The sequence below is a fragment of the Streptomyces sp. NBC_00490 genome (genome assembly GCF_036013645.1).
Classification (GTDB): Bacteria; Actinomycetota; Actinomycetes; order Streptomycetales; family Streptomycetaceae; genus Streptomyces; species Streptomyces canus_F.
Genome location: NZ_CP107869.1, coordinates 9406011 through 9420541, shown reverse-complemented (window position 1 = coordinate 9420541; position 14531 = coordinate 9406011). Strand labels below are relative to the sequence as shown.

General features: G+C 70.3%; 9 protein-coding genes. All 9 read right to left on the bottom strand.

The window, feature by feature from the left end; genetic code table 11:
- Positions 1–25: 25 nt before the first annotated feature.
- On the bottom strand, positions 26–628 hold the full coding sequence (locus OG381_RS43025) for a sarcosine oxidase subunit gamma (protein ID WP_327721407.1): 603 nt from the start codon (positions 626–628) through the stop codon (positions 26–28).
- Complete coding sequence (locus OG381_RS43020) at positions 621–3914, bottom strand: sarcosine oxidase subunit alpha family protein (protein WP_327721406.1); 3294 nt, start codon at positions 3912–3914, stop codon at positions 621–623. The genes OG381_RS43025 and OG381_RS43020 overlap by 8 nt, the downstream gene beginning before the upstream one ends.
- Positions 3915–3940: 26 nt before the next feature.
- A complete protein-coding gene (locus tag OG381_RS43015; protein ID WP_266819105.1) occupies positions 3941–5173 on the bottom strand; it encodes a sarcosine oxidase subunit beta family protein in 1233 nt (410 codons plus the stop codon).
- 31 nt (positions 5174–5204) lie between these two features.
- Positions 5205–6065 (bottom strand): bifunctional methylenetetrahydrofolate dehydrogenase/methenyltetrahydrofolate cyclohydrolase, encoded by an 861-nt coding sequence (locus OG381_RS43010; RefSeq protein ID WP_327721405.1) that lies wholly within the window; start codon positions 6063–6065, stop codon positions 5205–5207.
- Between the two features lie 36 nt (positions 6066–6101).
- On the bottom strand, positions 6102–8540 hold the full coding sequence (locus OG381_RS43005; protein ID WP_327721404.1) for a GcvT family protein: 2439 nt from the start codon (positions 8538–8540) through the stop codon (positions 6102–6104).
- Between the two features lie 225 nt (positions 8541–8765).
- Entirely contained in the window at positions 8766–9725 is a 960-nt protein-coding gene (locus OG381_RS43000; protein WP_327721403.1) for an ABC transporter substrate-binding protein, read from the bottom strand.
- Between the two features lie 13 nt (positions 9726–9738).
- Positions 9739–11739, bottom strand: a complete 2001-nt coding sequence (locus OG381_RS42995) for an ABC transporter permease (RefSeq protein WP_327721402.1) — start codon at positions 11737–11739, stop codon at positions 9739–9741.
- Positions 11739–12824, bottom strand: a complete 1086-nt coding sequence (locus OG381_RS42990) for a quaternary amine ABC transporter ATP-binding protein (protein WP_327721401.1) — start codon at positions 12822–12824, stop codon at positions 11739–11741. The genes OG381_RS42995 and OG381_RS42990 overlap by 1 nt, the downstream gene beginning before the upstream one ends.
- Before the next feature lie 20 nt (positions 12825–12844).
- The gene (locus tag OG381_RS42985) at positions 12845–14314 is read right to left on the bottom strand and encodes an aldehyde dehydrogenase family protein (protein ID WP_327721400.1); all 1470 of its coding nucleotides are present in this window, start codon (positions 14312–14314) and stop codon (positions 12845–12847) included.
- Positions 14315–14531: the final 217 nt, after the last annotated feature.

Genomic DNA, 14531 nt, shown 5'->3' with positions numbered 1-14531 from the left:
CCGGTGGGCTGGGGCCGGCGTTCGCTCAGACGTACTCCGTCGCCGCGTCCAGCAGCCAGTCGGTCAGATAGCCGGCGAAGGACGACCGCACCAGGACCCAGAAACCGGCTCTGGAATCGGCCCGGGCGACCACGATGACCTGCGTACGGCCCAGGGTGGTCTGGGCGCAGCGTCCGGAGCCGAAGCTCCGCGGATGCAGGTCCAGTGCGCAGCCGTGCGCCAGCAGATCGTGGGCGCGGGGGCCCGCCACGAGCAGCGTGGTGCGCTGTGCGGAGACATCGGTGACGGAGGCGTGTTCGTCTCCCGCGGCCGTGCGGATCCGGCTCTCCAGCTCCCGCTCGCTTCCGGGCGGTCCCACCAGCAGCCACTCGTCCGGGCCGAGCCAGAGCACGGTCAACTCCCCTGCCCGGACAACGGTGTTCGGCTGGAGGGGCAGTTGCAGGTCCAGTGCGAGCCCGACGGCTTCCGCCGCCGTTCCCTTGGCGTCCAGGCGCACGTTGAGCTGGGACAGGAAAGGGAGTTCGGCCAGCCGGACCGCGCCCCCGGAGGTGCGGGTGGCGGCGGCCAGTCGGCCCGCGGCCTGCGACAGGGGGCTTTGGGGCGGGGCGGTCAGTGCGGTGTCAGCCATCGCGGCGGGCTCCCTCAGGGTCGTAGAGGACGGGGCTTGCGACGGTCACCGGGACCAGCCGGTCGCCCACGGGGGCGTAGAGCCGCTCACCGATGCGCTCGCGGCCGCCCTTGACCAGGGCGAGCGCGAAGGTCCGGCCCAGTGCCGCGCTGCGGTAGCTGGAGGTGACGTGGCCGAGCATCGGGACGGGCGGCGCCGGAAGGACGCTGTCGGCGACCAGGTGGGTGCCTTCCGGGAGGAAGGTGCCGGGGTCCTCGGGGAGGAGGCCGACCAGGTGCTTGCGGTCGGCGCGGACGGTGTCGGCGCGGGCGAAGGAACGCTTGCCGATGAAGTCGGGCTTCTTCTTCGACACGGCCCAACTCATGCCCAGGTCCTGGGGGGTGACCGTGCCGTCGGTGTCCTGGCCGATGATGGGGTAGCCCTTCTCGGCGCGCAGGACGTGCATGGTCTCGGTGCCGTAAGGAGTGATGCCGTACGGCGCGCCCGCCTCGTACAGCGCCTCCCACAGGGCGCGGGCCCGCCACGGTGACACGTTGATCTCGTAGGCCAGTTCGCCGGAGAAGCTGATCCGGCAGACCCTGGCCTCGATGCCCGCGACGGTCGTCCCGCGCCAGGCCATGAACGGGAAGTCGTCGTTGCCGACGGCGAGTTCGGGCGCGAGCGAGCCGAGGACGTCGCGGGAGCGGGGGCCGACCAGGGCGACAGTGGCCCACTGCTCGGTCACGGACGTGCAGTGGACCTTCAGTTCGGGCCACTCGGTCTGCAGCCACTCCTCCATCCAGTCCAGTACAGCGGCGGCGTTGCCGGTCGTGGTGGTGACCAGGAAGCGGTCCTGGGCCAGGCGGATGACGGTGCCGTCGTCGAAGACCATGCCGTCCGGGCGGCACATGACGCCGTAGCGGATCATGCCGACCTTCAGGGTGCTGATCATGTTGGTGTAGAGCAGGTCGAGGAAGACACCGGCGTCCGGGCCCTGGACGTCGATCTTGCCGAGGGTGGAGGCGTCCATGAAGCCGACGCTCTCCCGGGTGGCGGCGCACTCGCGCAGCACTGCGGTCTCCATGTCCTCGCCGCCGCGCGGGTAGTACCAAGGGCGCTTCCACTGGCCGACGTTCTCGAACAGGGCGCCGTGGTCGACGTGCCACTCGTGGATGGCGGTCGTGCGGACCGGATCGCTCAGGACGCCACGGTCGCGGCCGGCGAGCGCCGCGAAGGAGACCGGTGTGTACGGCGGCCGGAACGTGGTCGTGCCGAGTGCCGAGATGTCCACGCCCAGGAGTTCGGAGACCACGCCACTGGCCAGGACGCCGGACGTCTTGCCCTGGTCGTTGGCGGTGCCGGCGGTGGTGTAGCGCTTGGTGTGCTCGACCGAGCGCATGCCGGCGCCGGCCGCCCGGGCCAGGTCGTCGACGGTGACGTCGCGTTGGAGGTCCACGAAGCGGTGGGGGCCGGAGGTGCCGGGGACGAGGTACACGTGCATCGCGGGCGTCGGTCGCGGCTGCGCGGCCACCGCCGGGAGGCGGGGTGCCTGCGGGGTGTAGCCCTCGGACTCGATCGCGCGAGCTCCGGCGGCCCTGCCGTGGGCCAGGACCTCGGCCGTGGCCAGGACTCCGTTCGCGCTGCCCACGACCTCGACCGCCTGTCGGCAGGTGTCGGGCACGAAGGAGCCGAGCGTCTCGTCGTAGCGGAGTTTTCCGCCTGCCTGGCTGTAGAGGTGCGCGACCGGGTTCCAGCCGCCGGAGACCAGCAGCAGGTCGGCGGCGAACTCGCGCTGTCCCACGGAGTCTCCGTACGGGGCGACGGTCACCGCGGTGAGGCGGGGGGTGCCCTCCGTGCCGGTGACCGCGTGGCCGGTCAGCACCTCGATGCCGGCCTGGCGGGCGCGCTGTGCCCACTCCCCCGGTTCGGGGCGGGTGTCGACGACGGCGGTGATGTCCACGCCCGCCGCCTTCAGGTCCAACGCGGCCGCGTAGGCGCTGTCGTTGGTGGTGAAGACGACCGCGTGGCGGCCGGGGAGGGCGCCGTGGCGGTTGACGTGGGTGCGGGCCGAGGAGGCCAGCATCACTCCGGGGCGGTCGTTGTCCGCGAAGGCCAGTGAGCGTTCGTGGGCGCCGGTGGCGAGGACGACGCGGCGGGCGCGGATGCGCCAGACGCGTTCGCGGGAGACGTTGTCGGGGGCTGCCGCGCCGAGGTGGTTGGTGCGGCGTTCCACGGCGAGGAGGTGGTTGTCGTCGTAGTAGCCGAAGACGGTGGTACGGCGCAGGTCGCGGACCTCGGGTGCGGCGTCGAGGAGTTCGGCGGTCTCTGACACCCAGTCGAGGTGTTCGCCGCTGCCCAGGAGGCTGCCGCCCGGCTCCGGCTGGTCGTCGGCGAGGATGACGCGGGCGCCGCTCCTCGCCGCCGCGGCGGCTGCCGCGAGGCCGGCCGGGCCGGCGCCGACGACCAGGAGGTCGCAGTGGGCGTGTACGGCGTCGTAGCGGGCGGGGTCCGGGTCCGTGGCGAGGCGGCCCTGGCCGGGGAGGCTGGTCGCGACGAGGCCGTCGTAGAGCTCGACGGCGGTCGCGGGGAGCATCGGCTCGGGGAAGGGGGCCTCGATCTGGATGACCGCGTTGGGTTCTTCGACGCCGGCCGAGAAGATGCCTCTCGGGCGGCCGAGCTTGATGCTGGTGCCGGCCTCGATGACGCCGTTGGCGAGGAGGGCGGAGGCGAGGGTGTCGCCCTTGTAGCCCCGGTATTCGGTGCCGTCGAAGGTGAAGGTGAGGGGCACGTCTCGGTGGATTCGGCCGCGGGTCGGGTGGCGGAAGAAGGATTCGCCCCCGCCGCCCTTACCCGTTCCCATCCCCAGGGGCTCCGCCCCTTCGACCCCGCCAGGGACTCCGCCCCTGGACCCCGTCGGCCCTGAAGGGGCCTCGTCCTCAGACGCGGGACGGGCTGAAAGACCTGCACCGGCGTGGAGAGATTCAGCCCCGTCCTCGAACGCCGCACTGCCCGGCTGGCTCAGACGCCGCTCCACCGTCTCCGGGCGTTCCTCGCCCGACCTGTACACCGTCAGGATCTCGTTCGTCGACGTGTCGCGTATCGCGTTGAACCACTTGCGGCAGCCCGCCGCGTGGCTCCAGCGTTCGGCGAAGGGGCCCTTGGTGTTGTCGCGGAAGAAGAGGTAGCGGGCCCACTCCTCGTCGGTGAGGGCCGACGGGGTCTCGGGGTACGGGACGTGGGCCTGGCCGCCGTAGTGGAACTCGGCCTCGTCGCGGGGCCCGCACCACGGGCAGGGGATGAGCAGCATGGATCGGCTCCCAGTATCCAGCGGTCCTAGTGGGCCACCGCGGCCGCGCCGTGCTCGTCGACGAGCGCGCCGGTGGTGAAACGGTCGAGCGAGAAGGGGGCGTTGAGAGGGTGAGGGGTGTCGTGGGCGATCGTGTGGGCGTAGACCCAGCCGACGCCCGGGGTGGCCTTGAAACCGCCCGTGCCCCAGCCGCAGTTGAGGTAGAGGTTGTCGACCGGGCTGAGGCCGATGATGGGTGAGGCGTCGGGGCTGACGTCGACGATGCCGCCCCACGTGCGCAGGACGTGGGCGCGGGCGAAGACCGGGAAGAGCTCCAGGGCGGCCGCCATCTGTTCCTCGATGATGTGGAACGCGCCGCGCTGCGTGTAGGAGTTGTACGCGTCGATGCCCGCGCCCATCACCAGCTCGCCCTTGTGGGCCTGGCTGACGTAGACGTGGACCGCGTTGGACATGACCACCGTGGGGTGGACGGGTTCCAGCAGTTCCGATACCAGCGCCTGCAACGGGTGGCTCTGGACGGGGAGTTCGATGCCGGCCATCGCGGCGAGGACCGAGGTGTGGCCCGCCGAGCAGAGGGCGACCTTGCCCGCGGCGATCGGGCCCAGGTTGGTCTGGACGCCGACGACCCGGCCGCCGACCACGTCCAGGCCGGTGACCTCGCAGTTCTGGATGATGTCGATCCCCGCCGCGTCCGCCGAGCGGGCCAGGCCCCAGGCCACGTGGTCGTGCTTGGCGATGCCCGCCCGGGGCTGGTAGGTGGCGCCCAGGACCGGATAGCGCACGTCCGGGGAGATGTTGACGATCGGGCAGACTTCCTTGACGCCGTCCGCGTCGAGCCATTCCGCGTCGACGCCGTTGAGGCGGTTCGCCTCCACTCGGCGCACGCTGTCGCGGACGTCCTGGAGGCTGTGGGCGAGGTTCAGCACCCCGCGCTGGGAGAAGAGGATCGGGTAGTCCAGCTCCTCCGCCAGGCCCTCCCACAGCTTGAGCGCGTGCTCGTAGATGCCGGCGCTCTCGTCCCACAGGTAGTTGGAGCGGATGATCGTGGTGTTGCGGGCCATGTTGCCGCCCGCCAGCCAGCCCTTCTCCAGCACGGCGACGTTGGTGATGCCGTGGTTCTTCGCCAGGTAGTGGGCGGTGGCCAGGCCGTGGCCGCCACCGCCGACGACGATCACGTCGTAGGAGCGCTTGGGCTCGGGGTTGCGCCAGAGGAAGTCCGGGTGCTCCGGGAGTTCGGCGCCGGGGGTGCGGGGGCTCATCGGACGGCTCCGTCCTCGGGAAGGGACAGGTTCATACGGTGCTCGCGTTCCTCTCGGCGGCCTCGACGACGTTGGCCAGCAGCATCGCCCTCGTCATGGGGCCGACGCCGCCGGGCATGGGTGCGACCCATCCGGCGATCTCCGCCGCGTCGGGGTGGATGTCGCCGACCAGGCCGCTGTCGGTGCGGGTGATGCCGACGTCCAGGACCGCCGCGCCGGGGCGCAGCATGTCCTTGGTGATCAGCCCCGGTGAGCCGGCCGCCGCGATGACGATGTCCGCCTCGCGTACGTGCCAGGCCAGGCCCTTGGTTCCGGTGTGGCACAGGGTCACGGTGGCGTTCTCGGAGCGGCGGGTGAGCAGCAGGCCGATGGGGCGGCCGACCGTGATGCCCCGGCCGATCACGCACACCCGGGCTCCGGCCAGCGGTACGTCGTAGCGGCGCAGGAGTTCGACGATGCCGCGCGGGGTGCAGGGCAGCGGGGCCGCCACGCCCAGGACGAGTCGGCCGAGGTTGACGGGGTGCAGGCCGTCGGCGTCCTTGGCCGGGTCCATGCGTTCCAGTACGGCGTTGGCGTCCAGGTGCCTGGGGAGCGGGAGTTGGACGATGTAGCCGGTGCAGGCCGGGTCGGCGTTGAGTTCGTCGATGACGTCCTCGACCTGCTTCTGGGTGGCGTCGGCGGGCAGTTCGCGGCGGAAGGAGGCGATGCCGACCTGCGCGCAGTCGCGGTGCTTGCCGGCGACGTAGGCGTGGCTGCCCGGGTCGTCGCCGACCAAGACGGTGCCGAGGCCCGGCGGGCGCTCGCCGCCCGCGGTCAGCTTGGCGACGCGCTCGGCGAGTTCGCGACGGATGTCGGCGGCGGTGGCTTTGCCGTCGAGCAGCTGTGCAGTCACCGGCTGTGCTCCTTCTGTCGAAGCCGACGCGGCAGGTCAGCCACGGAGGCGGGACATGGTGGGGTCGAACAGGGGCTCCTCGGCGACGACGGCCTCGACGCGCTGGTCGAAGTAGCCGATGTGCACGGTGGTGCCCGGGGCGGCGAGTTCGGCGGGCAGCCAGGCGTAGGCGATGCCCTTGCCGATCGTGTAGCCGTAGGAGGCGCTGGTGACGTAGCCCACCGCGCGGTCCCCGTCGTACACCGGCTCCTTGCCGAGGACGACCGCCTGCGGGTCGTCGACGGTGAGGCAGGTCAGCCTGCGCCGCACGTTCTCCTTGCGGCGCTCCAAAGCCTCCTTGCCGATGAAGTCGCCCTTGTCGAGCTTGACGGCGAAGCCGACGCCGGCCTCGTAGGCGTCGTGCTCGTAGGTCATGTCGGTGCCGAAGGAGCGGTAGCCCTTCTCCAGGCGGAGGCTGTTGAAGGCGCCGCGGCCCGCGATGATCCCGCCGAGGGGCTGCGCGGCCTGCCAGAGGGTGTCCCAGAGTTTCTGGCCCTGATCGGCGGTGGTGTAGAGCTCCCAACCGAGTTCGCCGACGTAGGACAGGCGCATCGCAGTGACCGGGACACTGCCGATGTAGGCGCGCTTGGCGCGGAAGTACTTCAGGCCGTCGTTGCTGAAGTCCTCGTCCGTCAGGGGCTGGAGGACCTTGCGGGCCAACGGACCCCACAGGCCGATGCAGCAGGTGCCGGGGGTGATGTCGCGGACCTGGACGGTGCCGTCGGCGGGGAGGCGGCGGGTGAGCCAGTCGAGGTCGAGGTTGCCGTTGGCGCCGATCTGGAAGAGGTCGCGGGCGAGGCGGGCGACGGTGATGTCGCTGCGGATGCCGCCGTCGTGGTCCAGCACCAGGGTGTACGTCACCGAGCCGACCGACTTGGCGACCTTGCCGGTGACCAGCCCCTCCAGGAAGTCCGCGGCACCGGGTCCGGCGACCTCCAGGCGCTTGAGGGCCGTCATGTCGTACATCGCGACGGTCTCGCGGGTGACCTGGGCCTCGGCGCCGACGATGGGCGACCAGTACCGCGCGGCCCAGTCGTTGGGCGTGGGGATGGAACGGCCCTCGACCAGGCCCGCGTTGGCCTCGTACCACTGGGGGCGCTCCCAGCCGTTCGCCTCCAGGAAGAAGGCGCCGTGCTCCTCCTGGCGGGCGTGGAAGGGGCTCTTGCGGATCGGGCGCGGGTGGCCGGAGGGCTGGAGGGGGTGGAGGATGTCGTAGACCTCGACGAAGTTCTGGCAGTCGCGGGCCAGCACGTATTCCGGGGCGAGCTGGTGCGGCTCGAAGCGGTTGACGTCGCACTCGTGCAGGTCGAAGGACGAGCAGTGGCCGTCCACCAGCCATTCGGCCATCGCGCGGCCGACGCCCGCGGAGTGGGTGACCCAGACCGCCTCGGCGACCCAGAAGCCCTTGACGTCCTGGGACTCGCCGAGCAGCGGGAAGTTGTCGGTGGTGAAGGAGAAGAGGCCGTTGATGCCCTCCTCGACCTTGGCGTCCTTCGTCGCGGGGAGCAGGGACTGGGTCTCGGTCCAGGCCGGCTCGAAGTCCTCCTCGGTGAACTTCAGGACGGACGGCATGTCGTCGGCCTCGTCGACGGAGAGGATGTCGTCGGCCGTGATGGGCATCGGGCGGTGGCCGTAGTAGCCGATGCCGATGGCGTCGAAGCGGTCGCGGTAGTAGAGGTCGGCGTCCTGGTGGCGCAGGATCGGGCGGACGGCCTCCTCGGTCTGGCCGGCGAGCGCCGGTACCGGGCCGGTCCAGGCGAGCTGGTGGGCGAGCGGGGTCAGCGGGAGGTTCATGCCGGCCATGCGGGCGATCTTCGGGCCCCAGATGCCGGCGCAGCACACGACGATGTCGGCGGGGATCTCGCCCTGGTCGGTGAGGACGCCGGTGACGCGGCCCTCGCTCTGCTGGACGTCGAGGACCTCGTGGCGGGCCAGGAAGCGGACGCCGCGTTCGGTGGCCCGGCGGATCTGCGCCTCGACGGCGAGGACGGCCTTGGCGAGGCCGTCCGTCGGGACCAGCAGCCCGCCCAGGACCTTGTCCCGGTTGACCAGGGGGTGCTGCTCGACGCACTCGTCGGCGCTCAGCAGCCTGCTCTCGACGCCCCAGGCGGTGATCCAGCCGTGTCGGCGCCGCAGTTCCACCAGGCGCTCGGGGGTGGTCGCCACCTCGAGGCCGCCGACCTGGAGGAAGCAGGGCTTGCCGTCCACGTCGAGGGAGCAGAACTTCTCGACGGTGTAGCGGGCCAGCTCGGTCATGGTCTTGGAGGAGTTCGTCTGGAAGACCAGCCCCGGGGCGTGCGAGGAGGACCCTCCGGTGGCGGGCAGCGGGCCCTGGTCGACCACCGTCACCTCGGTCCAGCCGCGTGCGGAGATCTCGTCCGCGAGGGCCGCTCCCACGACGCCCGCTCCGATGATGACCACTCGGGGTCCCGCCATCGCCGCACCTCCGGATTGTTGACCAGCCGAGCCGATCGAGTTGCTGTCTACGCAACGTGACTCAGGTTGCGCAACTCAATGTGCCTTCCGTGCAGGTGGGTGTCAAGGGGGCCGGGACCTCGGAAAACAGGGCGTGACACGGCAATGCCCGGTGGACGGTGCGCGCGGGGTGCGCACCGTCCACCGGGCATGTCCGACCGGTCGTCGACTCCTGGTTCGCCGGGGCTACTTGAGCCAGGCGTCCACCTTGCCGCGGTTGGCCTCGACCCACTTCTTGGCGGCCGCCTCGGGGGTCATCTTGTCGACCGCGATGTACTTCGCCACGACGTTCTGGTCGTCGTTGGTCCAGTTGAAGTTCTTCACCAGGTCATAGGCGGGGCTGCCGGACTTGGCGAACTTGGCGCTGACGATCTTGTCCAGGTCGTATACGGGGTAGTCGCAGGCGACCTTCTCCGCATCGGCGTCGCAGCCGTCCTTGTACGCGGGCAGCTCGACCTTCTTCAGCGGCACCTCGGACAAGAACCACTGCGGCTCGTAGAAGTAGCCGATCACCCATTCCTTGTTCTTCTCCGCCTTGCGGAAGGCCTGGATGAGCGCGGTCTCGCTGCCCGCGTACACCACCTTGAAGTCCAGCTTCAGGTTCTTCACCAGGGCCTCGTCGTTGGTGACGTACGACGGGTCGCCGTCGAGGAGCTGGCCCTTGCCGCCCGACTCGGAGGTCTTGAACTTCGACGCGTACTTGTTGAGGTTCTCGTAGTCGAGGATGTCGGGGTGCGCCTTGGCCAGCCACGGCGGCACGTACCAGCCGATGATGCCCTTGTTGCCGGTCGAGCCGGCCTCCACGGCGGTCTTCTGGTCGGTGATGTACTTCTTCTTCAGGTCGGGGTGGCCCCAGTTCTCCACGACGGCGTCGACCTCGCCCGTCCCGAAGCCCTGCCAGGCGATCTCTTCCTTCAGGTCCTTGGAGTTGACCTTGCAACCGAGGTCGTTCTGCGCGACGTAGGCGAGGACGGCCGCGTCCGCCTCGTAGCCGACCCACGGGTTGACCGCGAGGTTGAAGGTGCCGCACTTGCCGGACTCACCGGATCCCGCGGAGTCGTCGCCGACCTTCGCGCCGCCGCAGGCCGTGAGGGTGAGGCCGAGTATCGCCACGCCGGCCGCGCCGGCCCGCCATTGTCTTGCCATGGTGTGGTGCTCCTTATGCGGAGGTGCGGCGAGCCGCTGCCTGAGTGATCCGGTCGAACATGACACCGAGAAGGACGATGGCGAGCCCCGCGGCGAGCCCCTTCCCGTACAACTGGCCCTGCGAGAATCCGGCCACGACGTCGTAGCCGAGGGCCCCCGCGCCCACCAGGCCGCCCACCACGACCATCGACAGCACGTAGATCAGGCCCTGGTTGGTCGCGAGGGTCAGGGCGCTGCGTGCCATCGGCAGCTGGACCTTGGTGATGATCTGCCAGGTGTTGCATCCGGCGGAGGTGGCCGCCTCCACGGTGGTGGCGGGCACGTTCCGCACGCCGTCCGCGATGATCTTCATGGCGACGGGGGCGGCGTAGACGACGGCCGCGACGATCGCGGTGAAGCGGGTCGCGCCGAACAGCGCGAGGAACGGGACGAGATAGACGAACGGCGGCATGACCTGTGCCGCGTCCAGCGTGGGCCGCAGCAGCCGGTCCGCCAGGGCACTGCGGCCCATCCAGACGCCGAAGCAGATGCCGAGGAGCATCACCAGCACCGTGGCAACGGCGGTCGACGCGAGGGTCGTCATGCTGTCCGACCACACCCCGGTGCCGACGAGCAGCCCTACACACACCGCCGTGGTGATGCCGGCCCGCCATCCGCCGAGGACGACGCCGATCCCGATGAGGGCGGCTCCGACTAGCCACCACGGGGAGTCGGTGAGCAGCGACTGGAACGGGTTGAGCAGGCCGTTGGTGATGGCGTCGCGGAACGCGTTGGTCACGCCCGACAGGTTGTCCTGCGCCCAGGTGGTCACGTTGTCCGCGCCGCTGCGGATGGCGCTGCCCGTGCCTCCCTCGCCGGGGAACTCCGCCGCCCACAGATAGGTGTGCGAGAGATAGATCAGCACCGCCGTGACCACCGCGCCCACGCCCAGCAGCGGGCGCCGCCAGGCCAGGAAGCGGTTCTTGGAGCGCCGCGCCGCCTCCGCGCGGGTGCTCGCCGCGGTGGTGACGCGGTCCAGCACGATCGCCAGGACGACGATGGCCAGGCCCGCGTTGAAGGCGGTGCCGACATCCAGCGACTGGAGTGCCTGCAGGACGGTCTTGCCGAGGCCTGGCGCGTCGATCAGGGCGGCGATGGTCACCATGGCCAGGGCGGCCATGATGGTCTGGTTGACGCCCATCACCACGGTCCGCTTGGACATCGGCAGCAGCACCTTCGTCAGGGACTGCCGCCGGGTGGCGCCGAGCGAGTCGGCCGCCTCGACCGTGGTGTGCGGCACGGAGCGGATGCCGTGCGCGGTGATGCGGATCGTCGGCGGCGCCGCGTAGATCAGCGTGGCGATCGTGGCCGAGGCCGGGCCGATCTGGAAGAACAGGGTCAGGGGGGCCAGGTAGACGAAGGTCGGCATCGTCTGCATGAGGTCCAGGAAGGGCGTCACGATCCGGTTGAACCGGTCGGACAGCCCCGCCCATACGCCCAGCGGGATCGCGAAGAGCAGCGCCACGCAGACCGCGGAGACGGTGAGCGCCAGGGTGTCCATGCTCTCCTGCCACAGGCCCTGCAGGCCCAGGAAGGTGAAGCCGGCCACCGCGAGGAGCGCGACCCGCCAGTTGCCGACGGCCCAGGAGCCGAAGCCCACGATGCCGACGACGCCGAGCCAGCCGATCTGCGGGACGGGGCGGTCGCCGGTCGGCTGGGAGATCAGCTCCTGTACGAAGGTCACCAGGGTGTCGTTGACCAGGCGGATCTCGTTGAAGAAGTACAGGAAGAGCGGGTTGGAGTTGCGGTTCGCGCCGATGGAGTCGTTGACGTCGTTGAACCACCGGTGCAGATCGGTCAGGTCGGCCGCCGCCAGCGTGAGGGTCTGCTTGCCGCGCAGTACGGCGAAGAGCACCAGCCAGACGACGAGGATCGCCGCGACCACCATGGACCGGCTGACCCTGCGCACGGGTTTGACGGGCGCCGGCTCCTCCACGGCCCCGGTCTTCTCCGGTTTCTCCATGACGACGGTCATTACACGCCGCCTTCCTGCCCGGCGACCACCGCGAGGATCTCCTCGTCGCCGACGATGCCGAGCAGCTTGCCGTTCTCCACGACCTTGACCGGCTTGTCGGCCGCGAGCACCGCCCGGGTGGCCTCCTTGACCACGACGTCCGGGCCCAGTTCGGGTCCGTCCAGTTCGTCGCCGTCCGCCGGCGGGCGCATGATCCACCGCAGGGTGAGCACATCGCCGCGCGGTACGTCCTTCACGAACTCGCGTACGTAGTCGTCGGCGGGGGCGCCGACGAGTTCGTCGCCGGTGCCGCACTGGACCATCTTGCCGTCGCGCATGATGAGGATGCGGTCGCCCAGCTTGAGGGCCTCGGAGAGGTCGTGGGTGATGAACACCATCGTCTTGCCGACCTCGTGGTGCAGCCGGATGACCTCGTTCTGCATGTCACGGCGGATCAGCGGGTCGAGCGCGGAGAACGGTTCGTCGAAGAAGAGGACGTCGGGGTCGCCCGCCAATGCCCGGGCCAGGCCCACGCGTTGCTGCATCCCGCCGGAGAGCTGGTCGGGGTAGGAGTTCTCGTAGCCCGAGAGGCCGACGAGTTCGACGACCTCAAGAGCCCGCTTGTTCCGCTCGGCCCTGCTCATGCCGCGGATCTCCAGGCCGAACGACACGTTGTCGACGACGCGGCGGTGGGGCAGCAGACCGAAGTGCTGGAAGACCATGGAGAACTTGCGGCGCCGCAGGTCGCGCAGCCGCCGGTCGTCGGCCTTGCGGATGTCCTCGCCCTCGAAGACGATCTCGCCGGCGGTGGGTTCGATCAGCCGGGTGAGACATCGCACCAGAGTGGACTTGCCGGATCCCGACAGACCCATGACGACGAACACCTCACCGGGCGAGACGTCGAAGTGGACGTCGCGTACGGCGGCGGTGCACCCGGTGCGGTCCATGAGTTCGCGGCGGGTCAGGCCGCGCAGCTCTTCGGAGTCCGGCACCTGGTCCGCTTTCGGCCCGAACACCTTCCACAGCCGGCGCACGGATATGACCGGGGTGGGGCCCGAGTCCTGGGGCGTGCCGCGCCGCGGTGGCACCTCGGTCTGTGTGGTCACGTTCGACCTTCTTTCGGCGTTCAGCCGCTGAACCAGCGCTGCGGCCGGGGTTGGATGTTCTGCCAGATGTGCTTGGGCTCTCGGTACTCGTTCAGGCCGGTCGGTCCCAGTTCCCGGCCCACGCCCGAGTGTCCGAAGCCACCCCATTCCGCTTGCGGCACATAGGGGTGGTAGTCGTTGATCCACACCGTGCCGTGCCGCAGCCGCCGGGCGACCCGCTGGGCCTTGCCGGCGTCCTGTGTCCACACGGCTCCGGCGAGTCCGTACTCGGTGTCGTTGGCGATGCGTACGGCGTCGTCCTCGTCGGTGAACCGCTCCACGGTGAGCACGGGTCCGAAGGACTCCTCGTGCACCACCCGCATGTCCTGCCGGCACTCGTCGAGCACGGTCGGCGGGTAGTAGTGGCCATCCGCGAGGGCCGGGTCGTCGGGGCGCGCACCGCCGCAGCGCAGTACGGCGCCCTCGGCGAGGCCCGCGGCGACGTACGCCTCGACCTTCTCCAGGTGCTGTGCGGAGATCAGCGCGCCGGTCTCCGCATCGGGGTCGAAGGGCCCGCCGAGTCGGATCAGACGGGCGCGGCGGACGACCTCGTCGACGAAGGCGTCGTGCAGGGAGTCCTCGACGATCAGCCGGGCGCCGGCCGAGCAGACCTGCCCGGAGTGCAGGAAGACGGCGGTGAGGGCGAAGTCGACGGCCGTTTCGAAGTCGGCGTCGGCGAAGACCACGTTGGGGTTCTTGCCGCCGAGTTCCAGCGCCACCTTCTTCACGCCCGCCGCGGCGGTCGCCATGATGCGCTTGCCGGTCTCCAGGCCTCCGGTGAAGGAGACCATGTCGACGGCCGGGTGCTCGGAGAGCGGTGCGCCCACCTCGGGGCCGGTGCCCAGGACGAGATTGGCGGCGCCGGCCGGGATGCCTGCCTCCTCGAGCGCCTTGATCAGCAGGATCGAGGTGGAGGGGGTGAGTTCGCTGGGCTTGAGGACGATCGTGTTGCCGGCCAGCAGAGCCGGGGCGACCTTCCAACTGGCTTGCAGCAAAGGGTAGTTCCACGGAGTGATCAGACCACACACGCCGACCGGCTCGTACACGACACGACTGACGGCGTCGCCGCGGCCGGTGTCGATCGCACGGCCGGCGTCGGTGCCGCCGAGCCCGCCGTAGTAGCGGAAGCAGGAGACGACGTCGGCGATGTCGTACTCGCTCTCCACCAGCCGCTTGCCGGTGTCCAGCGACTCGGCGCGGGCGAACTCCTTGGCGTCGCGCTCGAGGATGTCGGCGGTCCGCAGCAGCAGCGCGCCGCGCTCGCGTTCGGGGGTGGCGGGCCAGGGGCCTTCGTCGAAGGCGCGGCGGGCGGCGGCGATCGCCGCTTCGGTGTCGGGGCGTGTCCCTTCCGAGACGGTCGCCGCGAGGGAGCCGTCAGCGGGACATCGGATCTCCCGGTGCCCGCCGGCCACCGGATCCCGCCATTCGCCAGCCACATACAGGTCTGCCACGCGCCGAGCCTTTCAACAGAAATTCGTTGCGCATCATGCACCCAATTGCTTGTGGTGGAACACAGTGGCGAATGTCCGGACAGACGTCAAGGGGTTCGCCTATGCCGTTCTCACCTTGAGACCACTTGCCCGACCACCCTTGACCGCGGGCTGCACCGAGCCGACCATGTTGCGTATCGCTCACCTTGTTGTGCAATACGCACCAACGGAGGCCGCC